We start from the raw sequence: 25,167 nt of genomic DNA, 5'->3' as shown, positions 1-25,167 counted from the left end.
ACTCGGCGGTTCCCGGCCGATCCGCTGTCCGTCCGCCCCGGTGGTGGCCCCACCGGGTCAGTCCCAGCTCACCACGGGCGAGGCGTCGAGGATGTCGCCGAGCTCGGCCACCATCTCCGGCAGGTCGATGCGGGCCAGGAAGGTGCTCAGCGTGAGCAGGGCGAGGATCCCGCGTGGGTCGGCCACCCACGGCGGCAGGAAGGCCGGGCGCTCGACCAGCCCCATCCGTGCGCAGTGGGCCAGCGCCGGCAGCGCCCGGACCGGCAGCTTGCCGACCATCAGCAGGCGCAGCAGGTCCATCCGCCCGGCCGCGAACGCCGTCCGGACCGTGCTGGCGATCTCGAGCAGGCCGTAGAGGTAGACCACGTCCTTGGTGAAGGGGTGGCCCCCGGTGACGGGGCTGCCCCGAAAGATCCGGCGGGCCGACTCGTAGGCCTGGACGTCGTCGGGCGTCCGCTCGCGGAACCAGCGGAACAGCTCGACGAAGTCGGCCCCGTCGACCACCGCCTGGATGCCCAGCACCCGGTCGGCGAGGCGTCGCATGCGGTCGAGCTCGGCGGTGCCGCTGGCCAGCTCCGCGAACACGGCGAGGCCTTCCTGGGCGCGGGCCGTTCCGGGTCGGCTGACCGCGAGGAGCTTCAGCGGCTGGCGGCGACCGTTCAGCGACGTGGCGACGTGGATGTAGGCCTCGTGCTGGAGCAACTGGGCGGCGTCGCGGTCGGTGAACAGGGCGTCTCGCCGGATCCGGATGCCGCGTGCCGACGCGGCGGCGTTGGCCGACAACTGGTCGACGATCGTGACCGGTGGGGCGTCGGCGCCGAACACCACCGCCAGGCCCGCGCGCACGGTGGTCGCCACCTCGTCGGCGGTGTGCGACGGCGGTTCGGTCAGCCCCATCTCGAACGCGGCCAGGTGGCCCAGCACCTCGTGGACGTCCTCGGCGAGGTCCAGCGGCGTCACCGTCGCGCGTGGCAGCGGCGAGGTCGGCGCGCCGTACAGGCTCACGGCGTGCTGGTGGAACGTGGGCGTGCCGGCCGCGGCCATCATGTGCACGGTCGTCTCGACCTGGCCGGCGGTCTCGCGCAGCCACCGGTCGATCGGGTCGTCGCCCGGGACCAGCGCGCGAGCCCGGGCCACCAGGTCCATGGTCGGCGCCACGTCGATCGAGGGGTAGGTCACCGCGGGAAGGTGGCTGGCTCCGCTCGACAGGAAGGTCTCGCGGACCTCGGCGGGCCACGCCAGGTGGGTCAGCACCCGCAGGGGACCCGCGGCCGCCGCCAGGAGGTCCGAGGCCTCGATGATCCGTGCACGGTCGTCGTCCACGGTGGGCCTCGCGGGCATGTCGTCCGCCGGGGTGCCGGCGGGTCCTCCTCGACACGGCGTCGAGGTCCTGAGTATGACGCCTCGCGACCGTGCTGGTCAACGGGTGGTGACGACCGGACCACCACGCGACGACCTCACCGGCCGACCGGCGGGAGCGAGCGGCCCACTCGATAGCCTCCGGGGCCATGGCCTACTCACTCGGCAACGACGACCTCGACCGACGCATCGCGGAACTGGTGGCGGATGCCGGCGGCGGTGACGACGCGGACCTGGTCGGCGAGCTGATCACCACCGCCCTCAAGCTGCACCGCGACGCCCCGGCCCGGGGTGACCTCAAGCTGATCAACACCGCCCTGAAGGAGATGCGCTACTCCGACCTGGTGTTCTCGCGCAGCGAGGAGCCCAAGGTGACGATCTTCGGCTCGGCCCGGTTGCACGAGGACGACCCGAACTACCGGCTGGCGATGGAGTTCGCGGCGAAGATGGCCGAGCAGGGGTGGGCGACGCTGACCGGCGCAGGCCCCGGGATCATGGAGGCCGGCAACCGGGGTGCCGGGGTCGAGCACGGCTACGGGGTCGCGATCCGGCTGCCGTTCGAGTCGTCGTCCAACGACTACCTCGCCCCCGAGCGCACGGTCAACTTCAAGTACTTCTTCACCCGCAAGCTGGCGTTCGTCAAGGAGTCCCAGGCGTTCGCCATCTTCCCGGGTGGCTTCGGGACCCTGGACGAGTTCTTCGAGCTCATCACCCTGATCCAGACCGGCAAGTCCGACATGCACCCGATCGTGCTGGTCGAGGCCCCGGGCACCGACTACTGGGCGTCGGTGTTCGACGGCGTCAGCGCGGTGCTGGGTGGCAAGGGCCTGATCGGTCCGGACGACACCAACCTCGTCCAGCTGTGCACCGACGCCGACGCCGCGGTCCACGAGATCAAGCGCTTCTACGCCAACTACCACTCGCAGCGGTTCGTCGACGGTGAGCTGGTCATGCGGATGCGCCACGCCCCCGACGACGACCAACTGGCGGCCTACAACCGCGAGTTCGCCGGCATCCTGGCCAGCGGCGAGATCCGGCGGGTCGAGGCGACCCCGGCCGAGGTGGCCGACGACGACTGCGTCGACCTCGAGCGGCTCCGGTTGCACTTCGATCGTCGCAGCTTCGGCCAGTTGCGTGTCCTGATCGACCGCCTCGCCGACCTGGTCGACGACGACGCCTCGCAACTGCCCACCGGCCACCTCACCGAGGAGCAGGCCGAACGCCCCTGGTAGCTCCCGAGGTCCCGGCTCGACGGGGTCGATGGTCCCGGTCCGACGGGTCCGAACCGGGGACCTCGGGCACCAGCAGGCGGGGCCGGTCTCCGGGGCCGATCCAACGTCCCGGGGCCACACTGTGACCACGGTGATCGTGACTCGGTCACCCGGTCGGACGCCGAGCACAGACTCGACGCCGGACCACGCACCAGACCCAGGAAGCGAGGTCCCACCATGGCCACCCTCACCCGCCACGTGGTCCACGACGACCACCTCATCGACGCCGAGGGCGTCGCGCCGATCGCCGGCAACCCTTCGCGTGCCGCCAAGGCCTTCGCCGCGACCCGCATCGGCATCGGCTTGATCTTCCTGTGGGCCTTCGTGGACAAGCTGTTCGCGCTGGGCTTCACGACCGGCCGTCTCGAGGACGGCACCATCGACGTCATGGGTGACGCCGCCTGGCTCAACGGCGGCAGCCCGACCGAGGGCTTCCTCGCCTTCGGGACCACCGGCCCGTTCGCCGGGTTCTTCCAGTCCTTCGCCGGGGCCGGCTGGGCCGACTGGCTGTTCATGGTGGGCCTGCTCGGCATCGGTGTCGGCCTGACCTTCGGCCTCGCGATGCGCCTGTCGGCGTACGCCGGCGCCACGATGCTGATGCTGATGTGGGCTGCGGCGCTGCTGCCGGAGCACCACCCCTTCCTCGACGACCACGTCATCTACTCGGTGGTCCTCCTCGGGCTCGCATGGGCCGCAGCCGACCGGACCTGGGGGTTCGGTGGCTGGTGGGAGGACCGCGTCGGTTCGCGCTTCCACGCACTGCGCTGACCGACACCCGTCCCCGACCTGGGGGCACCACCCGCGGGGGCGACCACTGGTCGCCCCCGCGTCCCTGTGTCCTCGCCGATGGCCCGACCCCGCGAGATCCCCCCGACGCGATGTGAGTTGTCGATCCCGATGTGAGTTGCGCGCCCATTCGCGTCGAATCCACATCGCTGCAGCGAACTCACATCAGGACCCAGCCGCCTACAACGGACGGTGCCGATCCGCGAGGAGCGAACGCGTCCGGAGAAGGAACCGGCCATCGGCGGATGCATGTGGAGAGGGCCACCGACCCGACACCTGAAGTCGATCGGCACCTGGAGTCGGTCGGCCGGGAGCGCTGGAGTTTGCGAGCCTGCGAGCAAGACTCCATTGCATCCGGATGTCGACGGGTCCGCAGCACTTCGCCATCGACGGATGCACGTGGACCCGATCGGAGTCGAACCGACGACATCCGCCTTGCAAAGGCGGCGCTCTGCCAACTGAGCTACGGGCCCGGGGGTGGGGAGGACGAGCGCGGCACGGCCGGGCTCGTGGACCCGAACGGTACCGTGCGGACCATCGAACGGACCAGTCGCGACCCGGTGTCGAGGAGGTGGCGCGTGCGGATCCTGCTGTTGCTCGCCGCCGCTGGCGGCGCCGTCGTGATCGGGTCGACCTGGGGCTGGCGCTGGGTCCTCGCACCGCTGCTGGGCTGGCTGTTCATCCGCTGGGCGATCGGGTCGCTGCGCTCCATGGCCGTGGGCGAGCGCACCCAGGCAGCCCTCGACCAGCCGCAGCCGGTCGTCGTGGAACCGGCCGAGCGCACCCTCTACTGGTGCGAGGACTGTGGCACCGAGTTGCTGCTCATGACCCGCGGGACGGGCAAGGCCCCGCGCCACTGTGCGACGGCCATGCACGCCCGCGACGAGGTGCCCCGCAACTAGCGCCCCAGGGGCCCTCGACGACCGCGAGAGCGGGTTGCGGCGAGGTGAACACGCCGCCCCGGGCGTTGTCCACAGGCTGCTGCGGATTCCGTGTTTTCCACAACCGTCGCGCGGTCGTCCGCAACTCATCCGCAGGTTGTCCACAGTTTCTGGGGACAGCGCTGCGGAATCTGGGGGAAATGTTGGCGATGTGGGAGTGGAAGCCACGAGTTTGCCCACAGGCTGTGGACAAACATGGGGAGAAGTGACACCTGTGTGGTTACGGGATCACTGCCACTTGGTGAGCGTCCAGAACCCGCCGAGGAGGGCGACGAAGCCCAGCGCGAGCGGCCAGTTGGGCCCCAGGATCGGCCACGAGGCGGTCACGTCCCCCAGTCCCACGTAGCCCGCGATGATGATCAGCAGGCCGAACACCAGCAGCCCGACACCCAGTCGCGGAACCCAGTCCGGGCTCGGCTTCGGGTTGACCGGAGGGGGCGCCTCGCGGGTCGGGCGGGGACGCTTCTTCCCCTTGCGGTTGTGCGTGGACTCGGGCATGACGGCCTCGAACGACTGGCGGGTGTGGCGTGCGGCGTGACGGGACCGTGTGGCTCCCGCCCCCGGCCCTGCCGACCCACGGAGGGGTGGGGGCGCCGGTGCCCCTCCAGTCTAGGTCGTCGGCGAGCACACGGCCCTCGCCGCGACCCGTGCGGTCCCACCGTGCGCCCGTGGACGCCACCCCACCCGGTGATACGTTGATCGCTCGACACGGGCGAGGACGGCGGCCCCGCGAGTACGCAGGGCGCCGCAGTCGTGGACCATCACCGGGTCCGGGAGGGAGGGACGCACGTGGCGACCAGCGTGTTGGCACCCGAGCGTGCCCCGGAGGACCCCCCGAGTCCGCCTGCCTGGACCACGGCACTGCGGATCTTGGGCATGGTCCTGGTTGCTGTCGGCGTGGTCATCGTCCTGTTCATCGTCTACCTCCTGTTCTGGACCGATCGTGAGTACGCGGCGGACCAGGCGGTCCTGACCCGGCAGTGGGACGAGGTGATCCTGCCCGAGGCCGCGGTCGAGTCCGGCCCGACCTCGACCAGTGACGTGGCCAACATCCCGCCCCAGACCGAGGCGCTCCCGGCTTCCACGGGGTCGTCCGGGGACGCAACGGCCACGTCCGACACCTCCGACACCGGCACCGGGATCGCGGTGCCCGGGGACCCCGGTGGCTCCTACGCCCTGCTGTGGTTCGAGCGAGACGGGCAGTTCGTGGTGGACGACGAGATCAACGCCGTCGTCGAGGGCGTCACGCTGGACTTCCTCGCCCGCGGACCGGGGCACTACCCCGAGACGTCCCCGCCCGGCGGGGAGGGCACCTTCGCGGTCGCCGGTCACCGGACGACCTACGGCCACCCGTTCCACAACCTCGACCTGCTCGAACCGGGTGACGAGATCCACGTGGTCGACCTCGACGGGCGCCACTGGATCTACGACTTCGTCGAGCTGCGCGCCGTGGCCCCGACCGACGTGTGGGTCGTCGACCCCGATCCGCTCAACCGCGAGATCACCCACGGCATCACGCTGACCACGTGCCACCCGAAGTACTCGGCCGCGCAGCGACTGGTGGCCTTCGGCGAGCTGCGGGTCGGCGACGCGGCGACCGCGGCCGGGGCGGACGAATGAGCGAGACCCGTCCTGCCCGCCGGCCCACCCGTCTCGTCCGCCTGCTGGTGGGCGTCGTGGTGACGATCGTCGTGGTCTGGCTGCTGTTCGAGTTCGTCTTCCCCTGGGTGGAATCCCGGTGGTACAACCCGGCGGTGGGAGTCGTGACCTGGTGGATCTGAGGACCCGGCCAGGGCCCCGAGACGCCTAGTGCGTCCGGGACCCCAACTCGGCGGCCAGTGCGTGCAGGGCACTGGCCGCCGAGCCACCTGCCAGGTCGTCCAGCTCGGCGGACGCCGTGGCCAGGAGGTCGTCCACCCGGGCCTGGACGGCGTCGACCGCCCCGCTGTCGACCAGGTCGGCGATGCAGCGCCGGACGGTCTCGTCGTCGGCCGCCTGGTCGCCCAGGGTCGTCTCCAGCCGGGCGAGTGACGCCGGGTCCAGCCGCGTCGCCGCCTCGGCCACCAGCACGGTGCGCTTGCCCTCCCGGAGGTCGCCACCCACCGGCTTGCCGGTGCGCGCGGGGTCGCCGAGCACGCCGAGCAGGTCGTCGCGCAGCTGGAAGGCCACCCCCAGCGCGTCCCCGACCCGCGCGAGGTGGTCCATCAACCCCGGGGACGCCCCACCGAGCCGTGCACCGAGCTGCAGGGGGCGCGTGACCGAGTAGCGCCCCGACTTGAGGGTCGCGACACGCAGGGACCGGTCCAGGTCGGTGGTGCGCTCGGCCGCGACCTGGACGTCCAGCACCTGGCCGGCCATCACCTCCAGCCGCATCGCGGTGAACTCGGCCCGCGCGACGGCGAGATGGGCCGGATCGGCCGCGGTCTGCTCGAAGGACTGGTCGGCGAGCACGGCGACCAGGTCCCCCACCAGGATCGCCATCGCGATGCCGTAGTGATCGGTGTCGCCGGCCCAGCCACGCGCGGCGTGGCGCTCGGCGAACCCACGATGGGTCGTCGCCCGTCCCCGTCGGGTCGCGTCGCCGTCGATGACGTCGTCGTGCACCAGCGCCCACGTGTGGACCAGCTCGACGGCGACCGCCGCCGGCACGACGTCGCCGTCGGCCCCGGTCAGCTCGTGGCCCAGCAGCACCAGCAGGGGACGCAGCCGCTTGCCGCCGGTCGCGACGAAGGCCACGACCTCGTCGGCGACCGCCGCGAGGTCCGGATCGATGGCCCCGAAGCGTGCGGCAGCCTCCTCGACGGTCTGGTGGAGGGAGGTCTCGACGCGGTCCAGGCGGTCGCCCACCAGTTCGCCCCAGGACGCACCGGGAGGCGGTTCGTGGGGGGCGCGGGAAGACGGTGTCGAGGGTGCAGCGGCCACGGGCGATGCCTGTCGACGAGGTCACCGGCACGGGCGGTGCCGGGCGTGGGGGGCCGGGTCCCTTGCAACCAGCGGTCGGCCCGTCAGCCCCCGACGGTAGACTCCGCCGCGTCGTTCCGTCCAAGCGAGATCGTCCTGCCTGCCGCCGCCGCATCCGCACCTGGTGGGGACGACCCACCCGTCCGGGACGCCCGCTCGACGCCCGATGCGGACGTCGAGCCGGCGGACGCTCCCACGCCCGACCCCACGCCCGACCCCACGCCCGACCCCACGCCCGACCCCGACCCCACCTCCAACTCCGAGGCCGACGTCGATGGGCACGGTCCGCCGACGTTTTCGCCGGACGCGGCGCCGCGACCCTGGCTCGCCTCGTGGCCGCCGGGCGTGCCCACCGGCTGGCAGTACCCGGCCGTCGGGGCGTGGCGACTGGTCACCGACGCCATCCGCGACGTCCCGGAGGGCATCGCGCTGGTCGACGACCGCCACGCGCTGACCTGGGTCCAGTTGGGTGCCGTCGTGGACGACGTCGCGCGTGGGCTGGCGAGTCGCCACCCCGATCGCGTCGTCCTGGACTGCGAGGGTGGCCTGGCCGCCCTCGTGGTCGCGCTGGCCACCTGGCGTGCCGGGGTCCTGCTGGAGGTCCGCGATCCGCACGTCGGGCGCACCGGGGACCTCGACCACCACGCCACGTCCGACGGCGAGGTGATCCCCGGCCGTGACGCGGAGTTCGACGGGGCGGCGATCCCCGACGGCGACGAGGTGGTGCTCGTGGTCGTCGACCGGCGACGGGCGCGGACGGGCGTGCCCGCGGCGGACGTCGTCCGCGCCGACGTCGAGCGGCTGGTCCGACGACGCACCGGGCGGTCCACTCTGGGCCGTGCCGTGCACGCCGTGCGTCGCCGGCTGCGCCGACACGACCGCTCGGTGCTCAGCACCCTGGTGGACGAGGCGGGCCAGGCCGGCCTGCGACCGGTCGATCCCGACGCACCCGCCCTGGAGCTGCCCCTGGATGGTGGCATGGTCACGGCGACCCAGCGCCAGCTGGTCGCGGCCACGTTCCAGGTCCGGCTGTGGGTGCCGGACGTCGCGACCGGCTCGGAGGTCGTGGCCACGTCGACCGGCTGGTGGCGCCCCGGTGGCCTGGTGATGGGCTTCCTGCTGGCGGCGCTCAGCGCGGGGACCTGCCGGGTCGCGGACGCCGACGACCTGGTGGCGAGCATCCCGGGGGCGACCCTGGCGTTCGCGGAGCCGGCCACGTGGCGTGGGCTCGCCTCCGGTGGTGGCTGGCGGGGGATCGTGCGGCGACGACGCGGCGAGGCCACCGGGACCGAGCTGCGACTGGCCGGCGTGGTGGTCCGGCCCGGGACCCGGGCACTGGACGACACGGCCACGGCCGGCCTGGTCACGGCGACCGAGGGAGCCCGGGTGCGCCACTTCTGGCAGCCGGACACCACCGTCGGCCCGGTGCTGGCCCAGCCGGTCTACGGTCGCCTGGCCGGCGACCCCGGCGCCGTGCCCCTGGTCGATACGGTGCTGGCGGTCCACGACGACGGGACGTGGGCCCACGGGCCACAGGTCCCGCCGGTCACCGACGACGGCTGGGCGCCGCTCGACGACGACCTGCCGCTGGGCGTGGTCACCGGCGACGTCGCCCGACCCGGGTCGCCCGCCGACCGCCCGATCGGCACGACCTGGCAGCCTGACCAGCCGCCCGGGCCCGCACGTCCGGAGCCACGACAGGAGTCGCGATGAGCAGCGACGGTGCCCGACCCCGCCTGCTGGTGGTGGACAACTACGACTCGTTCACCTTCAACCTGGTCCAGGAGCTGGGGGTGCTCGGGGCGGACGTCGAGGTGGTCCGCAACGACCAGGTCGACCTGGCCGCGCTGGACGCCGACCTCCCGGACGGGGTCGTCATCTCGCCCGGCCCCGGGACACCCGACGACTCCGGGCAGTCGATGGACGTGCTGGCCATGGCGGCGGGGCGCGTCCCGTTGCTGGGGGTCTGCCTGGGTCACCAGTGCATCGTGGCCCACTACGGCGGCGCCGTCGTGCACGCTCCCGAGCTGGTGCACGGCAAGACCAGCCTGGTCTACCACCGTGGTGGCAGCGTCTTCGCCGGGATCTCGAGTCCGTTCGACGCCACGCGCTACCACTCGCTGGTCGCCCGCCGGGACGACCTCCCCAGCGTGCTGCGGGTCACCGCCGAGACGTCGGACGGCGTGGTCATGGGGGTCTCGCACCGCGAGGTCGAGGTGCACGGTGTGCAGTTCCACCCGGAGTCGATCCTGACCGGGTCCGGGCGTGACCTGCTCGCCAACTTCCTCGCCATGGTCCGGGCGGCCAGCCCGACGCCGGCGGCCGCCTCGGCCTGACCGGTGCGAGCGGTCAGGTGCCGCGCAGGGCGCTGATCGCGCCGTCGAGGGTGGCCACGCCGATGACCGGGACGCGCCCGTCACTGGCTGCCTCGAACTCCGCGACTTGGGCCAGCGGGACCAGCAGCAGCTCCGCCCCCGAGGCCACCGCCCCCTCGACCTTCTCGTCGATGCCCCCGATCGCCCCGACGGTGCCGTCGACACCCATCGTGCCGGTGACCGCGATCGTGCGACCGGCCAACAGGTCCTCCTCGGCGACCCGGTCGTAGATCGTCAGGGCCGTGACGAGGCCGGCACTGGGGCCACCGATGCGCAGGTCGCCCTGGGTGACCTCCCGGGGCAGGCCCAGGTCACCCAACTGCATGCCGACCGTCACGCCGAGGCCGACCCGCTCACCTCCGGGCAGCTCGCCCACCACGACGTCCAGGTCGACCTCGCGGTCGTCACGCCGGACGACCAGCGGCAGGCTGGTGCCGGCCTCCATCGTGGCGGTGCGTGCGGCGAGGTCCTCGGCGCTGCCCACCGGGCTGCCGTCCGCCTCGACCAGGACGTCGCCGGCCCGCAGCACGTCGGCTGCCGGCCCGTCCGGGAGCACGTGTGCCACCACGACGTCCTCGTCGACGACGACGTCCTCGCCAGCGGCCTCCAGCGCGGCGGCCGCCGCCTGCTCGAACGAGGTGGCGAACAGCTCGCCCTGCTCGGAGAAGAAGTCCCGGGTGCCCTGGTCGGGCGCGACGACCTCGCCGATCGGGCGCAGGGTCCGTCCCTCGCTGAAGCGGGCCCGCACGACCTCGGCGATCCCCGGCTGGCGGACGAACACGGTCAGCATCACGAACTCGCCGTCCAGGGGCGTGGTGTCCCCGGACAGCTCGATCGTGGGCCCGACGTCGAAGGTCGGCCCCGGCGACTCCTCGATCAGCGGCATCGGCACGACCAGCAGGGCGAGCACCACCAGCGCGACCGACAGCCCCGAGCGCACCCACCTCCCCACGACCACGCCCCTGCCGGCGGCCCGATCGGTGGTGACGTCGTCTCCCGTGGCCGCGGTCGGATCCCGGGACGTGTCGGCGGTCGCGGCGGCGGGGCGGGCAGCGCGCCACTGACCGAACGCGATCGCGACGATGAACGCGGCCACGAGGGTCAGCCACAGCGCGGACAGCAGGGCGCCCTGCTGGGTCACCGCGAACAGCCCGGCGAGCGCCCACAACCCGATCCCGACCAGGATGCCCATCGCGGCGGCGACCCGGCTGGCACGACGCCGGCTGCCAAGGACCGGCCACAGCAGCGCGCGCAGGACCCGCCCGCCGTCCAGCGGCGCGCCCGGCACGAGGTTGAACAGCGCCAGCGCGAGGTTGAGCCAGCCGAGCATGCCCAGGACCGTCGCCACCGTGGGCAGCAACTGGTACCAGTCCAGCCCGGCCGTCACCAGCCCGAGCAGTGCGGCGAGGTTCAGCGACACCCACGGACCCACGGCCGCGATGGCGAACTCGTCCTGCCACCGGCGGGCGTCGTCGTCGATCTCGGTCACGCCGCCGAAGACGAACAGGGTCACGGCGTGGACGTGGTGTCCCCGACGGCGCGCCGCGATCGCGTGTCCGACCTCATGGGCCAGGATGGACGCGAAGAAGCCGATCGCGCCGGCAACGGCCGCCGTCCAGCGCACGACCGGGCCGTCGGGGAGGTCCATCGTCGTGGACAGGCTCCACACGACCGCGACGGCCACCACGAGCCATGACACGTGCAGTCGGACGGGCACGCCGCCGACCCGGGCGAGGGTCACGTCACGAGGAATCACGCGCGCGACGGTATCGCCACGTGGTCTCGGGCACGGCTGGTGGCCGATCGGGCCGTCGGATCGGCAGACAGGCCGCATGCGGCCCATCTACGGTTGAAGGCCCCCACGACAAGGGCCGCACTTTGGAGCTCGACGATCGCGCCATCGCCCACCTGCTGGACCTGACCGACGAGGTGGGGGTGTTGACCGTCACGACCGGCTTCACGCCCACCGGTGACGCTGGCCAGGCCGCCCGCATCGAGTGGAAGAACCGGTTCCGCGAGGTCCGCAAGACCGTCGAGGGAGGCGACCTCGAGGCCCTGGAGGAACGGGTCGCCGCGATCGACGACGACATCGAGTCGCTGCTCGACCCGCGTGGACCCGCCGGTGGCCGGGCGCTGGTGGTCGGGGTCGCGTCCGGTGACCTGCTCCGCTTCGACGTCGCCACGCCGTTCGCCGATCGCGTGGTGCTGCGGCCCCGGCCCTACCTGCGACCGCTCATCGCGGCCCTGGACGAGGGCCGCCCGGCCGGCATCGTGGTCGCGACGAAGGCCGGGGCGCGCGTGCTGGAGTGGTCGGCCGGGGGCGTGCGGGTGCTGTCGGAACTGTCCTTCGAGCTGGACCCGGAGGTCCTCGCGGGCGAGAAGGGCGGTCCCGCGGCGGTGAACCCGGCCCGCGGCCAGCAGTCGTCGAGCCACCGCGAGGCGTTCGCCGACCGGGTGGACGCGAACCGGGAGCGCTTCCTCAAGGAGGTCACGGCCGTCGTCGGCGACCTCGCGCGGCGTCGGTCGTGGGACCGGGTCGTGGTGTCGGGGTCGAACCGGATCGGTGGCCGGGTCGAGGACCTGTTGGACGGTGGGGGCGTCGAGATCCACACCGTCGACGAGGCCTGGGAGGACGCGAGCCCGGGACAGGTCGCGCAGAAGGTCTGGCCGGTGCTCCGCTCGGGCCACGCCCGCCGGGAGCAGCGGTTGGCCGAGCGGGTCCGCGACGTCGCGATGTCGGGTGGGCCGGCCGTCATGGGGATCCACCGGGTGACACCCGCGTCCAACCTCGGCCGGGTCGACCACCTGGTCTTCGTCCGCGGCGCCGAGGTCGACGGCTACGTCGCCGAGGACGGGTCCCTGCACGCCTCGGTCGGTGGGACCGGTGCCCAGGCCGACCTCGCCATGGAGCCCGAGCCGTTCCTGGTCGAGCGCGTGGTCGAGCGAGTGTTGTCGACCGGCGGTCGGGTCACGCGCCTCGACGACGAGGACGCCGGTCGGGAGTTCGCGGCGTACCAGGGGGTCGGTGCGCTCCTGCGCTGGTGACGTGACCGCCGCTGACGTCCGGAGCCTCCCGACCGTCGGCATCGTGCACGTCCGTCTCGGGCGCCAGCCGCGCCACCAGGTCGCCACGGGCCCGTGCCACCCGCGAACGGATCGTGCCGAGCGGGACCTCGGCGGCCTCGGCGGCCTCGCGGTAGGACAGACCGAGCACCTGCGTCAGCACGAACGCCTCGCGGCGGTCGACGTCGAGTGCGTCCACGGCCGCGGCCAGGTCGTCCGGGATCCCGAGCGAGGACGGCTCCCGGTGCGCGTCGTCCGCGACCGATCCCTCGAGGTCGGTCGGGTCGAGCCGGTGCTCGCGACGTCGGCGCCGGGTTCGTCGGCGCAGCTCGTCGGCGCAGGCGTGGCGTGCGATCGCCAGCAGCCAGGTCCGGGCGCTGGCGTCCCCGCGGAACCGGTGCATTGAGCCCATCGCCCGCAGGTAGGTGTCCTGGGCCAGGTCGTCCGCGCTCGCGACGTCGACGAGGTGGGCGCAGAACCGCCACACGTCCGCCTGGGTCTGCGCCACGAGCTCGCCCAGCGCCGCACGATCACCCCGGGCGGCAGCGAGCAGCGAGGCCGTGGCGTCGTCGATTCCGGGGACCGATCAGGAGGGGCGCGAGGCATCGTGGCGTGGTCGGGACGGGCGGGAGGCACCGGTCGCCACGGCGGGACGGCTGGATGCGCGGTCAGCGTACAATTCCGTGGAGCCGGGAACTCCACCCGGCCGTCGGACGACTGCTGGGACGGACGGGTCGGGCAGACCGGCCCGCCCGGCAGCCCATCCGGCCACGCCCGACCGACGAACTCCCCCGTGACACGCTCCCTGACTCGCCCCCCTGACTCGCTCCCCTGACTCACCCAGGAGATCCATCGTGACCTCGCCCCACCGCCCGTGGCGTCATGATCGCCAGGTGGACGAGACGTGCCGAGCGGCCCGGGACGTGGTGTCGGCACGGCTCGATGGCGAGGTCGAGGGTGTCGTGTCGTTCGACGTCGACGACCACTTCGCCGGGTGCGCGGCCTGCACCTCGTTCGCCGGGCGGTCCCACGAGCTGCATCGGCGCCTGCGGGTGGCCCCCGCGCCCGCGGTGCCCGACCTGCGGGACCGGATCGTGGCCAACGTCGACGTCCCCGAGCCGGCCGGACCGCTGTCCCGGCGTCGCGAGGCCCGGCTGGTGCTGGGGCTGGCCGGCCTGGTCCAGGTCCTGGTGGCCCTGGCCGGAGCGATGGGCCCACAACCGGTCCACGCCGTGCGCGAGGTCGCCGCGTTCGAGATCGCGCTGGGGATCGCGCTGGTCATGGCGGCATGGCGTCCGGACCGCCTCGCCCACGGGATGCTCCCGCTGGTGACGCTCGCCGCGGGCATCGTGCTGGGAGCCGCCGTCATCGACGTCGCGGACGGTGCCACCAACCTCGTGGCGGAGTTCTCCCACGTCGTGCCCGCCATCGGTGCTGCCGTGCTGTGGTGGCTCGACCGGTCGCCGGTCGGACGGCTGCACATGCACCCGGGTGCTGCGTGAGGCCCGCCCTCGTCCCGACCACCCGGACGGCCCCGGACCGCCGCGTGCGGCTGGTCCTGGCGCTGCTCGCCGCGGTCGCCGTGCTGGTGGTCGCGGTCCAGGCGCCGGGATGGTCGCACGCCTCGCTGCGCGCGTCCTCGCCGTCCGACGGCGAGTCGCTGGCGTCCGCGCCCGACCGGGTGTCGTTCACCTTCAACGAGGAGGTCCAGGCCACCACGGGGGCCCTGCGGGTCTTCGACGGTGCCGGCGCCCGGGTCGACGACGGGGTCCAGGTCCAGCCCGCCCCGGACCGGGTGGAGGTCGGGCTGGGGGACCTGGCGGACGGCGGCTACGTCGCGACCTTCCGGGTGACGTCCGCCGACGGCCACGTGATCCGCGGTGCGATCACCTTCCGGGTCGGTGCCGGCGCTGCGCTGGACGACGACACCGTGGCGGCGCTCTTCGGCGGGGGCTCGGGTCCGGTCCCGATCGTGGCCACGGTGGTCCGCGGCATCGACCTCGGGGCGACCCTGGTGGCCGTGGGCGCCCTGTTGGCCGCCCTGGGTGCCGCCACGACCGTCCGACAGCGCCGCCTGGCGACCCAGACGGCCGAGATCGCGGCCTGGACCGCGGTCGTGGCCACGATCCTCACCGTCCCGTTGCAGGCGATGGAGACCTCGGGTCTCGGCCTGGGGGTGTTCGGCTCGATGTCGGTCATGGGTGACGCGGTCACCTCCAGTGTCGGGATCGCGGCCTTCACGCGGTTGGCCGGCCTGGCGCTGGTCGTGGCGACCGTGGTGACGCTGGAGCGTCCGCCGGAGCGCCGCCCGGTCCCACCCGCCGCCGGGCTGGTCGGTGGTGCCGTGCTGGCCCTGGGCTCGCTCGCACTGGACGGCCACACGCGCACGGTCGAACCGGCCTGGGTGATGCTGGTCGGCGACCTGGTGCACGTGGGAGCAGCGGCGGTGTGGGCCGGTGGCCTCGTCGTCCTCGCGCGCGTCCTGACCGGTCGCGATCGTCGCACCGACATGCGCGAGCCGTCGGACCGGTCGGGCGACGGTGGCGTGGTCCCGGTCGCCGGCGGCAGCGGGCCGGTCGCGCCGGTCGGCACGGACGGCGATCCCGACACGACCTCGCCGGTCGAGCAGGATCCGTTGCACGACCACGCCGCCGCCACGCCCGACGAGCAGGTCGACACCGCGGCCGAGAACGCCCGCTTCCTCGCGACCTTCTCGAGTCGTGCCCTGTGGGCCATGCTGGTGGTGGCGGTGGCGGGGAGTGCCATGTCCTGGGCGCTGGTCCGCCAGCCCCGGGCCCTGGTCACGACCGACTACGGCTGGATCCTGGTCGCCAAGGTGACGGTCGTCGGCCTGATCGTCCTCGTGGCCGCCTACAACCGCTTCCGGCTCGTGCCGGCCGTGACCGCGGCCGGCGCCGAGGAGGCCGCGGCGCGACGCCAGCTCCGGACCACCGTCCGCCTGGAGGTCGTGCTCCTCGTCGTGCTCCTCGGAGTGACGGCCGTGCTGGTCAACACGCGACCCGCCGCCGAGGACGCCGGCATCAGCGGGGCGTTCGACACCGTCGTCGCGCTCACCGACGACATCGACGTCAACGTGGTGGTGGACCCCAACCGTGCCGGGGCGAACGAGATCCATGCCTACGTGCTGGACGACACCGGGCGACCCCTGGACGCGGTCGAGGAGGTCCGGTTCGAGCTGACCCAGGTCGACGAGGACATCGGTCCGATCGAACGCACGCCGCTGCCGGCCGGACCCGGCCACTGGGTGCTGACCGGGTCGGAACTGGTCGTGCCCGGCACGTGGCAGGTCACGACGGTCGTCGCCCTCGACCGGTTCACCGAGGAACGGGTCGACGTGGAGGTCGTGGTGAACCCGTCCTGACCCGATCACGGCCCTCGCACATCCCGGGTTCCGCCCGTCCGAGGTCCCGGCCGGAGGGCCCGTGGCCGTCGAGCTGGTGGTCCCGCACGGCTGCGGAGGAGACGACGGCGCGGAGGACGCGTCCCCGACCGTCCTGGTCCTGGTCCAGGAGTCCGACGAGCTGGTGCTGGCGCCCGCCGCGACGGCTGGCTGGGAGGTCCGGGCGGAGGACGGCGCGTTCGGATGGCAGGCCGTGGACGGGGGGACGACCGACGAGCTGCTGCTGCCGGCGCTGGTCGAGGTGGGCGCCCCCGTCGGCACGGAGCTCGACGTCGCCGTCTACCAGGAGTGCGCCGACGGCGAGTCCTACCGCTGGGCGGCCGCCGACGGCGAGGACGGGGACCCGGCCGTCCGGTTGACCGTGGTGGAGGGGACGCCGCCGGGTCGAGTGGCCCCGGTGATCCCCCGGCCGACGGGCCCGCCACCCCGGGGTCCGGCTCGTGAGCCGTCGGCCCACCGTCCGTCGCACGCCGACCCGGGTCGGTCGGATCGCGCTGCTGTCCCTGCTGGTGCTGGTCGTGACCGCGGGACCTGCCGCGGCGGACCCGCCGGGCCCGACCAACTACGACTCGGAGGTCGTGGCCATCACCCCTCAGGTCGACGGCCTGGAGGTCCAGGTGCTGGGCGGTGACGCGTTCCTGCAGGTGCGCAATCCCGGCGGCCACGAGGTGGGGGTCCCGGGCTACGCCGAGGGCGAGCAGTACCTGCGGTTCGATCCGGACGGCTCCGTCTGGGTCAACCTCCGTTCGGCGACCCACTGGCAGAACAGTGCCCGCTACTCGATCCAGGACTCCGAGGTCCCGGCCGACGCCGGGCCGGGCCAGCCGCCCCGGTGGGAGCAGGTGTCCGACGACGGGACGTACGCCTGGCACGACCACCGCATCCACTGGATGTCGCCGTCGTCACTGCCCGGCGAGGTCGACCCGACCTCGACCGACCGGCAGGTCGCCTACGAGTGGCCGGTGCCCCTGGTGGTGGACGGCGAGACGGTCGAGGTGGTGGGCACGCTGACCTGGGTCCCGCCCGCCAGTCCGTTGCCCACCGTGCTGGCAGCCCTGGCCGGACTTGCGCTGGCCGCCGTGCTGCTGGTCACGACCACGACCACGACGACGATCGCCGTGCTGGTGGGCATCGGGGTCGTGGTGACCGGCGCGGTGGGGATCGCGGGGTCGGTCGGGCTGCCACCGGGTGTGCAGGGCCAGCCCTTCCCGCTGATCCTGACCGGAGTCGCCCTGCTGGTCGCCGTCGCCGGGCTGGCCGTCCGGGGACGGACGGCGGCGGGCGGCGTCGTGGCCGGGGCGGCGGGGATCCCGCTGGTCGTGTGGGGGATCAGCCAGGTGGCTGCCGTCACCGCACCGATCGTGCCCCCGGCGGTGCTGCCGTCGTCCTTCGTGCGGATCGCGATCGGACTGGCCGTCGGGACCGGGCTGGGCGCGATCGCGGCCGGGCTCAAGGATCTCTTCTCACGTCCCCTCGTGCCGGGTGGGGGCGAGCAGGCCGTCGCCGACGCGGGACCGGTGCGACCGGACGGACCGGGCGACGCGGCCATGCGGGGGACGACCTGAGACCGCGGCGACCGGGCCAGGATCGGACCGGGTCAGGGACGGGGCGACACGCTGGGTGTCGGGCTGGCCGGCGGCGTCGGCGACGGCGTCGGTGACGGGGTGGGCGACGGCGTCGGTGGCGGCGGCGGGGGCGGCGGCGTCGGGCTGGGCGTCGGGGACGGGAACGGGTTGCTCCCGTCGGTCGGGGTCGGGTCGGGGTCGTCGGGCTCGTCGGTGCTCCCGCTGGCACCGCGCGACACCACGATCAGGACCTCGGAGCCGGCCGGGAGGTCCTCGCCCGCCTGCGGGTCCTGACGGATCACGACGCCCTGCGCGACCGAGTCGGAGAACTCCCGCTCGACCCGCACCGTCAGCCCCTGCCCGGTGAGGACCTGGCGAGCCGACGCCTCCGACTGCAGTTCGACGTTGGCCACCCGGATCAGCTGCTCGCCCTCGCTGATCACCAGGTCCACGGCGGTGCCCACGGCCACCTCGTCCCCGGGCGCCGGGTTGGACTCGATCACGTTGCCCGCCGGCACCTCCGCCGAGAAGATCGGCTCGCGGCCACCGACCCGCAACCCCGCGCGGCGCAACAGCTCGAGCGCATCGAGCTCGGTCACCCCGACGATCTGGGGCACCGCCACCACCTCGGGTCCGGACGACACCGACAGCTGTACCAGCGCCCCCTCGGGAACCTCCTCGCCGGCCTCCGGGATCTGGCCCGCGACCAGCCCTGCCTCGATCTCGTCGGAGGCCACCTCGTCGATCGGGTCACCCTGGAGGCCCTGGGACGCCAGCAGCTGCTGGGCGTCCGGGACCGAGGACCCGATGACGTTGGGCACGGTTCGTTGCACGGCCTCCTGGCCACCGCCGAGCTGGAGCAGCAGCCAGACGAGCAGGGCGGCACCCGCGATCGAGCCCAGTCCCAGCAGGACGTAGCCCAGGGCGCGTCGGCGTCGTTGCTGTGGTGAGTCGGTCGGCCGTGCCCCGCCGACCGGGTCCAGCAGCGCGGTGTCCTCGGCCCGGAGCACGGCCGGGGCGTCGATCGCCTCGCCGACCATCGCCCGCAACACGTCGTCGCGCATCGCCGCGGCCGACTGGTAGCGGTTGGCCGGGTTCTTGGCCATGGCCCGCATCACGATCGCCTCGCCAGCGGCCGACACCGAGGTCTCGAGGTCGCGTGGCGGACGCGGAGGCTCCTGGACGTGCTGGTAGGCGACCGTGACCGGGGTCTCGCCCTGGAAGGGCTGGGCGCCGGTCAGCAGCTCGTAGAGCACGACGCCCAGCGAGTAGACGTCGGACCTGGCATCGACCGCGCGGGCCTGGGCCTGCTCCGGCGACAGGTAGGCCGCGGTCCCCAGGACGGCCGCGGTCTGGGTGACGTTGGAGTCGGAGTCGATCGCCCGGGCGATGCCGAAGTCGGTCACCTTGACGGTGCCGTCCTCGGCCACGAGGATGTTGCCCGGCTTGACGTCGCGGTGGACCAGTCCCTGGCCGTGCGCGTACTCCAGCGCGGCGGCCACGTCGGCGGTGACCTCCAGGGCACGGTCCTCGGTCAGCCCGCCGGCGGCGATCGCCTCGGCCAGCGAGCGACCCCGGATCAGCTCCATCACGATGAAGCGCAGCCCGGTCTGGCGGTCGGTGCCGGTGTCCAGCACGGTCACGATGTTGGGATGGTTCAGGCCGGCGGCCCGGCGACCCTCCTCGGCGAAGCGCTCCTGGAACTCCTCGTCCTCCTGGTAGCGGCCCAGCAGCACCTTGATCGCCACGGCCCGGTCGAGGTTGGCGTCGTAGGCCTCCCAGACCTCGGCCATGCCACCCTTGCCCAGCGGCCGACGCAGGTGGAACCGGCCGGCCAGCACCCGGTCGCCGCTCACGGTCGTCCCCCCACGGACACGTCGGGACGTGGCCGCAGGCCCTGGGTGACGGGACGTGCCCGCCTCACTGCTCGAGCCATGCCAGCATCACCTCCCGCGCGACCGGTGCGGCCAGTGAACCACCGCCACCCTCGACGTCGGGCAGCACCACCGCCACCGCGATGTCGTTGCCCGCGAAGCCGGCGAACCACGCGATCGAGCCCTCGAGGTTGGGGTCGTCGGCCGTCCCGGTCTTGCCCCCCACCTCGCTGCCGCCGATCTGGGCCGGACCACCGGTGCCCTGGTCGACCACGCCGATCATCATGTCGCGCAGCTGGCTGGCGGTCCGGGCGCTGATGGCCTGCTCGGAGAACCCCGCCTCCCGCCACACCCCGTCGGCGGGGCCCTGCACCAGCCGGCCGCTGGGACTGCGCACGTCGGCGACCACGAAGGGGCGCTGGGCCCGACCGGCGTTGGCGATGGTGGCGGCCGTCATCGCGGCGTGGAAGGCCGTCATCCGCACGTCGCGCTGCCCGATCGCGGACTGGGCCAGTGCAGGGTCGGCCATCTCGGTCGGGATGGCCGACGAGGCGACCGGGAGGTCGTAGGGGATGGCCCGGTTGAACCCCAGGCGCTGGGCCGTGTCGATGACGACGTCGTCGCCCAGGTCGACCGCGAGCTTGGCGAACACCGTGTTGCAGGACACCGCGAGGGCACGGGCCAGGGTGATGGTCTCGTCGTCGGTGCAGGTGCCTCCCCCGCTGTTGGTGATGGCGCGCTCGGTGCCGGGCGGGGTGTAGGACTCGATGTTGTCGAAGGCGGTCTCGGGTTGCAGGCCCTGCTCGAGCGCCGCGGCGGCGACGACGATCTTGAACACCGACCCCGGGGGGTACAGCACCCGCGTGGAGCGGTCCAGCAGGGGCAGGTCCGGGTCCAGGCGCAGCTCCTCCCACGCGTCCTGGACCGCACCGCCGTCGTGCGACGACAGGCGGTTGGGGTCGTAGGTCGGGTTGGCGTAGGCGGCCAGCACCCGCCCCGTGCCCGGCTCGATCGCCACGACGGCGCCGGTGCGGTCGGCCAGCGCGGTCCGGGCGGCCTCCTGCACGCGGGGGTCGACGGTCAGCCGCAGCGTGTTGCCCCGGGCGTCCCGGCCGATCAGCAGCTCGGTGAGGTTCTGGGCCAGCATCTCGCTGGGCGCACCCATCAGCGCGTCGTTGTAGGTCTCCTCGAGGCCGGTTCGGCCCTGCACGAACGAGTCGTAGCCCGTGACGTGGGCGTACAGCTCGGGCTCGGGGTACTCGCGCTGGTACTCGAGGTCGTCGTCGGTCTCGACCGAGCGGGCGACCTCCGCGTCGTCGACCAGCATCGGGCCCCGCTCGATCCCGTACTGGGCGACGAGCACCCGCCGGTTCGCGGGGTTGTCGACCAGGTCCGGGCCACGCACGAGCTGCAGGATGTTGAGGTTCACCAGCAGGGCGGCGAACACCACCATCATGACCAGGGCGACCCGCCGGATCTGGCCGTTCACGTCCGGGCTCCGCGCTCGGTGTTCGCGTCGTCGGAGACCCGCAGCAACAGGGCCAGCAGGATGTAGTTGGCCACCAGTGACGACCCGCCGTAGGACACGAACGGGAGGGTGATCCCGGTGAACGGGACCAGTCGTGTCACGCCCCCGATGATCACGAAGACCTGCAGGCCCAGCACGGTGGTCAGCCCGGCGGCCAGCAGCGAGCCGACCTGGTCGGTGGCGTTGAGCGCGATCCGGTAGCCGCGGGCGACCATCAGCACGTAGACCACGATCAGCGCGGTCGCGCCCAGCAGGCCGAGCTCCTCCCCGATCGCGGCGAAGATCGCGTCGGTCTCGACGAACGGGATGTCGGTGGGCCGCCCCAGCCCGAGCCCGGTGCCGGTCAGCCCACCGGTGCCGAGCGCGAACGAGGCCTGCGCGAGCTGCCATCCGGCGTCGTTGATGCTGCTCCACGGGTCCAGCCAGATGGCCACGCGGTCACGCACGTGGCCGAACTGCCACCAGGCCAGCACCGCGCCGAGGAGGAAGGTCATCGACCCGATCAGGACGTAGGCGATGCGGCCGGTGGCGATGTAGAGCATCGTGACCGACACGCCGAAGAAGAGCAGCCCGGACCCGAGGTCGCGCTGGAAGACCACGATCGCCAACGACAGCCCACTGGCCAGCAGCACGGGGCCGAGGTGACGGGTCTCGGGCAGCATCAGGGGGCCGATGCGGTTGGTCGCCACCGACAGCAGCGCACGCTTGCGCTCGAGGTAGCCGGCCAGGAAGATCACCAGCCCGATCTTGGCGAGCTCGCCCGGCTGGAACCCCACCGGGACGCCCAGGCGCGAGAAGTCGACCCACAGCTGGGCGCCGTTGATGCGCTGGCCGATCACCGGCAGCAGCGGCAGCAGCAACAGCACCAGCGTCACGAACCCGATGGTGTAGTGGTAGCGGGTCAGGTCCCGGTGGGAGCGCACGACCACCAGGGTCGCGACCGCCACGACGATGCCCACGATGGTCCACGTCGCCTGGGAGGTCGCCAGCGAGGTCGGGGGAGTCCGGCCGAGGTCGATGCGGTGCACCATGACCAGCCCGAGCCCGTTCAGCAGGACCGCGAGCGGCAGCAGCACCGGGTCGGCACGTGGGGCCAGGCGTCGCACCACCAGGTGCAGGACGATCGCGCCGGCCAGGAGCACGCCCATGCGGACCAGCGTGTCGCGCCCCAGCAGGGTCACGTCGCGTCCGAGGTGCAGCAGGCCGAAGGCCGCAGCGGGCAGCAGGACGGCACCGACCAGCAGGCGCCGTTCGGCAGAGGCGGATGAGGCTGCCGTCAGGTCCACGTCAGTTCGCGCCCGTGGTCTCGTCCTCGTCACGCAGCTCGTCGAAGTTGGCGATGATCCGTTCGGCGTCGGCGGCGTCCTGTGCGGTCAGGCCCGCCTCGACCTCGTCCCGCACGATCGTGGGGACGTCGTCGATCGTGTACGCGGTGGTGCGGTAGACCCAGTGGAGCGGGAGGGGGCCGATGTCCACCGGCACGCCCTGGTGGATGCCCACCTGGCCGGCGTCGTCGACGCCGACGTAGAAGGACCGGCCGAGCAGCGCCCGCCCACCCACGACCAGCGCGGCGAGCAGCACCGCCACGACCACGGCCCAGACCAGGATCGACCGGGCGCGCCCGGTCCCCGTGGAGGCCGAGGACTCCGGATGGGGGTTGAGCGAGCCGATGTGGCCGAGACGTCCGGCCCAGTCGCTGTCGGTGTCGTCGTCCCGCGTGCGCACCACGACCATGTTCGGGTCGGGCTCGCGGCCGGTGGTGCGGCGGGGTGACGGCGCCGTCGGCAGCTCGTCGAAGGCCAGCACGACCGTGGTGATGTTGTCGGGGCCGCCGGCGTCGTTGGCCGCGTCGATCAGGTCGTCGGGGATCCGGTCGAGGTCGCTGCCGCCGAGCAGCTTGGCGATGGCCTCGTCGGTGACGGGGCCGGTCAGGCCGTCCGAGCACAGCAGGAGGCGGTCGTCGGGCAGGAGTTCGAGGGTCATCGCGTCCACGTCGATGTCGGACTCGACGCCGATGGCGCGGGTGATGACCGAGCGCTGGGGGTGGTTGGCCGCCTCCTCCTCGCTCAGCCGTCCCTCGTCGATCAGGCGCTGGACCAGCGTGTGGTCGGTGGTCAGCTGGCTGAACATCCCGTCGCGCAGCAGGTAGGCGCGCGAGTCGCCGACGTGGGCGATGTGGGCGCGGCGACCCTCGATCATCACCGCCGTCAGCGTGGTGCCCATGCCCCGGTAGGACGGGGCGGCGGCGGACTTGTCGGCGACGGCCCGGTTGGCCATGAGCACCGCGTCGCGCAGCGCCGCGGTGGCGTCGACCGAGTCGGAGAAGACGCGACCGTCGAGGTCCTTGACCGGGCCCAGCGCCGTGGCCGAGGCGACCTCGCCGGCGAGGTGGCCGCCCATCCCGTCCGCGACGGCGAACGACGAGTCCCCGACCAGGAACGCGTCCTCGTTGGCGTCGCGGACCCGTCCCACGTCCGTTCGCCCGATCGCCTGCACCCGGATCATCAGCGCTTCACCTCGACTCGGGTCTTTCCCAGGCGGAGGTGGTCTCCGTGGGCGAGCGGGGTGGGCTGGGTCACTTTGGCTCCGTTGAGGAAGGTGCCGTTGGTCGAGCCGAGGTCACGGACCATCCAGCCGTCGTCGGTCGACACGATCTGGGTGTGCTCGTCGGAGACGTAGACGTCGTCGACCCGGATGCTGGCGGTGTTCGAACGCCCGAGCGTAATGGTCGCGCCGTTCATGGCGACCTCGACGGACTCGCCGTTGGGCGGGTGGACGACCAGTTCGCGGGGATGCCGGCGCACCTTGCGGGTCGGTGGGGCCGTGGTGACGGCCGGGCGCTGGGTGCGGCGGCTGGGACGACCCAGCCCGAACAGGTCGGCCGCGATGACCCGGGTCACCCGCAGCAGGAACACGTACAGCAGGACCAGCAGGACCAGCTTGAGGACGGTGAGGACGGCGACGGGCATGTCAGCGCCCTCCCGGTCCCGGGAGGGCGCGCGGACGTCGTCGTGGGGCCATCTAGATGCTCCGCGCGTTGATCTCGATGGTGCCGACCTTGAGCGTGTCGCCGGGCCGGACCGGGTGCTCGGACGCCCGGACGCCGTTGACGCGGGTGCCGTTGGTGGAGCCGAGGTCCACGACCCACCACGTGTCGTTGCGCTTCAGCAGTGCGGCGTGCTCGCGGGACACCGTCGTGGAGTCGACCGGGAGGTCGCAGGTGGCGAGCCGGCCGATGGTGTAGCGCCCGGTGACCAGGTCGAGCACCTGGCCCGTGGCCACGACCTCCAGCCGCACGTCGGCGACGGGCGGGGCCGAGGGCGCTCCCGGGTCGCCGGCCGTCGGGGCCGGCATGGCGGCGGTCGCGTCGGGACGGTTCGTGGTGGCCCCCGGGCCGGGTGCGGCGGCCTGCCGAGCCCGTGGCGTCGCGACCGGCTGGGCCGTGGGGTCGGTGTCGGGCGTGTGCACCCGTCCGACCAGTTCGAAGCGCCCCACGTCGATGTCGGCGTCGGAGACCGTGGTGATCCTGATGTCCCCGGGGACCCGCCAACCGTGGTCGGCGGCCGTCTCGGTGACCACGTTGGCCAGTTCGCGGGCCAACGAGGAGCCGTAGCCCGACAGGCGCTCGACGTCGTCGGGGTGGATCGAGATCCGGTAGTCGTTGCACACCACGACCCCGACGCTGGTGACATGACGGTGGTCGGTGGCGTAGCGCTGGATCGCCTGGGCAAGCTCGATCGGCTGCAGCCCGGACTTGAAGATGCGCGCGAACATGCCCTCGACGGCCCCTTCGAGCCGCCGTTCGAAGCCCTTCAGCACGCCCATCGGGCGGGTCTCCTCGTCGCCGGGTGATCCGCCCGGAAGGGTACTTGTGGGACGACGTCGCGGAGTCGTCCGACCGTGCCTTCGTCGACTGTCCACGTCCGTCGTGCAGCGCCGCCCGTGCGCACCGGCGGCCTCGACCACGTCCCGGTGGTGCCGTGGGTGGCGTTCGGCGGTGGGGGTGGTGGGGGTCGTGTGGTG

At 73.1% G+C, this 25,167-nt stretch carries 22 protein-coding genes and 1 tRNA gene; 11 read left to right on the top strand and 12 right to left on the bottom strand.

Annotated elements, in window-relative coordinates; all coding sequences use genetic code 11:
* Window positions 1–57: 57 nt before the first annotated feature.
* Window positions 58–1,341 (bottom strand): peptidase MATCAP family protein, encoded by a 1,284-nt coding sequence (locus KR546_RS16185; protein ID WP_238445760.1) that lies wholly within the window; start codon window positions 1,339–1,341, stop codon window positions 58–60.
* Between the two features lie 167 nt (window positions 1,342–1,508).
* Here KR546_RS16185 and KR546_RS16180 point away from each other — a divergent pair, with 167 nt between their 5' ends.
* Both KR546_RS16180 and KR546_RS16175 read left to right on the top strand, forming a co-directional pair.
* Window positions 1,509–2,591, top strand: a complete 1,083-nt coding sequence (locus KR546_RS16180; protein WP_238445759.1) for an LOG family protein — start codon at window positions 1,509–1,511, stop codon at window positions 2,589–2,591.
* A gap of 216 nt (window positions 2,592–2,807) precedes the next feature.
* Window positions 2,808–3,398 (top strand): hypothetical protein, encoded by a 591-nt coding sequence (locus KR546_RS16175; RefSeq protein ID WP_238445758.1) that lies wholly within the window; start codon window positions 2,808–2,810, stop codon window positions 3,396–3,398.
* A gap of 418 nt (window positions 3,399–3,816) precedes the next feature.
* On the opposite strand, the gene KR546_RS16170 is transcribed toward KR546_RS16175, so the two are convergent.
* A tRNA-Ala gene (locus tag KR546_RS16170) sits at window positions 3,817–3,889 on the bottom strand.
* A 105-nt stretch (window positions 3,890–3,994) separates the two neighbouring features.
* On the opposite strand from KR546_RS16170, the gene KR546_RS16165 reads away from it, so the two are divergent.
* Window positions 3,995–4,318: a hypothetical protein gene (locus tag KR546_RS16165; protein ID WP_238445757.1), complete on the top strand. Its 324-nt coding sequence runs from the start codon at window positions 3,995–3,997 to the stop codon at window positions 4,316–4,318.
* Between the two features lie 267 nt (window positions 4,319–4,585).
* Here KR546_RS16165 and KR546_RS16160 read toward each other — a convergent pair whose 3' ends face one another.
* Window positions 4,586–4,855 carry a cell division protein CrgA gene (locus KR546_RS16160; protein WP_238445756.1) on the bottom strand — a complete coding sequence of 90 codons (270 nt, stop codon included), beginning with the start codon at window positions 4,853–4,855 and terminating at the stop codon, window positions 4,586–4,588.
* A gap of 291 nt (window positions 4,856–5,146) precedes the next feature.
* Between KR546_RS16160 and KR546_RS16155 the strand changes: the two genes are divergently transcribed.
* Complete coding sequence (locus tag KR546_RS16155; RefSeq protein WP_238445755.1) at window positions 5,147–5,977, top strand: sortase; 831 nt, start codon at window positions 5,147–5,149, stop codon at window positions 5,975–5,977.
* Window positions 5,974–6,138 (top strand): hypothetical protein, encoded by a 165-nt coding sequence (locus KR546_RS16150; protein ID WP_238445754.1) that lies wholly within the window; start codon window positions 5,974–5,976, stop codon window positions 6,136–6,138. Before KR546_RS16155 ends, KR546_RS16150 begins: the two co-directional genes overlap by 4 nt.
* 25 nt (window positions 6,139–6,163) lie before the next feature.
* Here KR546_RS16150 and KR546_RS16145 read toward each other — a convergent pair whose 3' ends face one another.
* Complete coding sequence (locus KR546_RS16145) at window positions 6,164–7,204, bottom strand: polyprenyl synthetase family protein (protein ID WP_238445753.1); 1,041 nt, start codon at window positions 7,202–7,204, stop codon at window positions 6,164–6,166.
* Window positions 7,205–7,663: 459 nt separating this feature from the next.
* On the opposite strand from KR546_RS16145, the gene KR546_RS16140 reads away from it, so the two are divergent.
* Window positions 7,664–9,031 (top strand): acyl-CoA synthetase family protein, encoded by a 1,368-nt coding sequence (locus KR546_RS16140; RefSeq protein ID WP_238445752.1) that lies wholly within the window; start codon window positions 7,664–7,666, stop codon window positions 9,029–9,031.
* A complete protein-coding gene (locus KR546_RS16135) occupies window positions 9,028–9,654 on the top strand; it encodes an anthranilate synthase component II (RefSeq protein ID WP_238445751.1) in 627 nt (208 codons plus the stop codon). The genes KR546_RS16140 and KR546_RS16135 overlap by 4 nt, the downstream gene beginning before the upstream one ends.
* A gap of 13 nt (window positions 9,655–9,667) precedes the next feature.
* On the opposite strand, the gene KR546_RS16130 is transcribed toward KR546_RS16135, so the two are convergent.
* Window positions 9,668–11,449, bottom strand: coding sequence for a site-2 protease family protein (locus KR546_RS16130; RefSeq protein ID WP_238445750.1), 1,782 nt, complete (start codon window positions 11,447–11,449; stop codon window positions 9,668–9,670).
* Between the two features lie 122 nt (window positions 11,450–11,571).
* On the opposite strand from KR546_RS16130, the gene KR546_RS16125 reads away from it, so the two are divergent.
* Window positions 11,572–12,738, top strand: coding sequence for a VLRF1 family aeRF1-type release factor (locus KR546_RS16125; RefSeq protein ID WP_238445749.1), 1,167 nt, complete (start codon window positions 11,572–11,574; stop codon window positions 12,736–12,738).
* On the opposite strand, the gene KR546_RS16120 is transcribed toward KR546_RS16125, so the two are convergent.
* On the bottom strand, window positions 12,662–13,264 hold the full coding sequence (locus tag KR546_RS16120) for a sigma-70 family RNA polymerase sigma factor (RefSeq protein ID WP_238445748.1): 603 nt from the start codon (window positions 13,262–13,264) through the stop codon (window positions 12,662–12,664). The two genes, KR546_RS16125 and KR546_RS16120, sit on opposite strands and share 77 nt — an antisense overlap.
* A gap of 346 nt (window positions 13,265–13,610) precedes the next feature.
* On the opposite strand from KR546_RS16120, the gene KR546_RS16115 reads away from it, so the two are divergent.
* The 3 genes from KR546_RS16115 (at window position 13,611) to KR546_RS16105 (ending at window position 17,742) form a co-directional block, all read left to right on the top strand.
* Window positions 13,611–14,258 (top strand): zf-HC2 domain-containing protein, encoded by a 648-nt coding sequence (locus tag KR546_RS16115; RefSeq protein WP_238445747.1) that lies wholly within the window; start codon window positions 13,611–13,613, stop codon window positions 14,256–14,258.
* A gap of 44 nt (window positions 14,259–14,302) precedes the next feature.
* Window positions 14,303–16,138: a copper resistance CopC/CopD family protein gene (locus tag KR546_RS16110; RefSeq protein ID WP_238445746.1), complete on the top strand. Its 1,836-nt coding sequence runs from the start codon at window positions 14,303–14,305 to the stop codon at window positions 16,136–16,138.
* A 479-nt stretch (window positions 16,139–16,617) separates the two neighbouring features.
* Entirely contained in the window at window positions 16,618–17,742 is a 1,125-nt protein-coding gene (locus KR546_RS16105; RefSeq protein ID WP_238445745.1) for a hypothetical protein, read from the top strand.
* A 32-nt stretch (window positions 17,743–17,774) separates the two neighbouring features.
* Here the strand turns inward: KR546_RS16105 and KR546_RS16100 are convergent, their stop codons facing one another.
* The 6 genes from KR546_RS16100 to KR546_RS16075 all read right to left on the bottom strand — a co-directional run bounded on the left by KR546_RS16100 (window position 17,775) and on the right by KR546_RS16075 (window position 24,969).
* Entirely contained in the window at window positions 17,775–19,598 is a 1,824-nt protein-coding gene (locus KR546_RS16100; RefSeq protein WP_238445744.1) for a protein kinase domain-containing protein, read from the bottom strand.
* 64 nt (window positions 19,599–19,662) lie between these two features.
* On the bottom strand, window positions 19,663–21,105 hold the full coding sequence (locus tag KR546_RS16095) for a peptidoglycan D,D-transpeptidase FtsI family protein (protein WP_238445743.1): 1,443 nt from the start codon (window positions 21,103–21,105) through the stop codon (window positions 19,663–19,665).
* Window positions 21,102–22,430, bottom strand: coding sequence for an FtsW/RodA/SpoVE family cell cycle protein (locus tag KR546_RS16090; RefSeq protein ID WP_238445742.1), 1,329 nt, complete (start codon window positions 22,428–22,430; stop codon window positions 21,102–21,104). The genes KR546_RS16095 and KR546_RS16090 overlap by 4 nt, the downstream gene beginning before the upstream one ends.
* Window position 22,431: 1 nt before the next feature.
* The gene (locus tag KR546_RS16085) at window positions 22,432–23,649 is read right to left on the bottom strand and encodes a Stp1/IreP family PP2C-type Ser/Thr phosphatase (RefSeq protein ID WP_238445741.1); all 1,218 of its coding nucleotides are present in this window, start codon (window positions 23,647–23,649) and stop codon (window positions 22,432–22,434) included.
* Complete coding sequence (locus KR546_RS16080; RefSeq protein WP_238445740.1) at window positions 23,649–24,113, bottom strand: FHA domain-containing protein; 465 nt, start codon at window positions 24,111–24,113, stop codon at window positions 23,649–23,651. Before KR546_RS16080 ends, KR546_RS16085 begins: the two co-directional genes overlap by 1 nt.
* A 52-nt stretch (window positions 24,114–24,165) precedes the next feature.
* Window positions 24,166–24,969 (bottom strand): FhaA domain-containing protein, encoded by an 804-nt coding sequence (locus KR546_RS16075; protein ID WP_238445739.1) that lies wholly within the window; start codon window positions 24,967–24,969, stop codon window positions 24,166–24,168.
* Between the last annotated feature and the right edge of the window lie 198 nt (window positions 24,970–25,167).

The sequence above is a fragment of the Salsipaludibacter albus genome (genome assembly GCF_019798055.1).
In the GTDB taxonomy this organism is placed as follows: domain Bacteria; phylum Actinomycetota; class Nitriliruptoria; order Nitriliruptorales; family Nitriliruptoraceae; genus Salsipaludibacter; species Salsipaludibacter albus.
The sequence above is the reverse complement of the archived record's forward strand: the minus strand, read 5'-3'. Positions and strand labels throughout refer to the sequence as shown.

What these genes read in the sequence shown, in the direction of transcription:
- KR546_RS16185 (WP_238445760.1), bottom strand. Translation starts at nt 1,341, where the DNA reads ATGCCCGCGAGGCCCACCGTGGACGACGACCGTGCACGGATCATCGAG.
- KR546_RS16180 (WP_238445759.1), top strand. Translation starts at nt 1,509, where the DNA reads ATGGCCTACTCACTCGGCAACGACGACCTCGACCGACGCATCGCGGAA.
- KR546_RS16175 (WP_238445758.1), top strand. Translation starts at nt 2,808, where the DNA reads ATGGCCACCCTCACCCGCCACGTGGTCCACGACGACCACCTCATCGAC.
- KR546_RS16160 (WP_238445756.1), bottom strand. Translation starts at nt 4,855, where the DNA reads ATGCCCGAGTCCACGCACAACCGCAAGGGGAAGAAGCGTCCCCGCCCG.
- KR546_RS16150 (WP_238445754.1), top strand. Translation starts at nt 5,974, where the DNA reads ATGAGCGAGACCCGTCCTGCCCGCCGGCCCACCCGTCTCGTCCGCCTG.
- KR546_RS16135 (WP_238445751.1), top strand. Translation starts at nt 9,028, where the DNA reads ATGAGCAGCGACGGTGCCCGACCCCGCCTGCTGGTGGTGGACAACTAC.
- KR546_RS16085 (WP_238445741.1), bottom strand. Translation starts at nt 23,649, where the DNA reads ATGATCCGGGTGCAGGCGATCGGGCGAACGGACGTGGGACGGGTCCGC.
- KR546_RS16080 (WP_238445740.1), bottom strand. Translation starts at nt 24,113, where the DNA reads ATGCCCGTCGCCGTCCTCACCGTCCTCAAGCTGGTCCTGCTGGTCCTG.
- KR546_RS16075 (WP_238445739.1), bottom strand. Translation starts at nt 24,969, where the DNA reads ATGGGCGTGCTGAAGGGCTTCGAACGGCGGCTCGAAGGGGCCGTCGAG.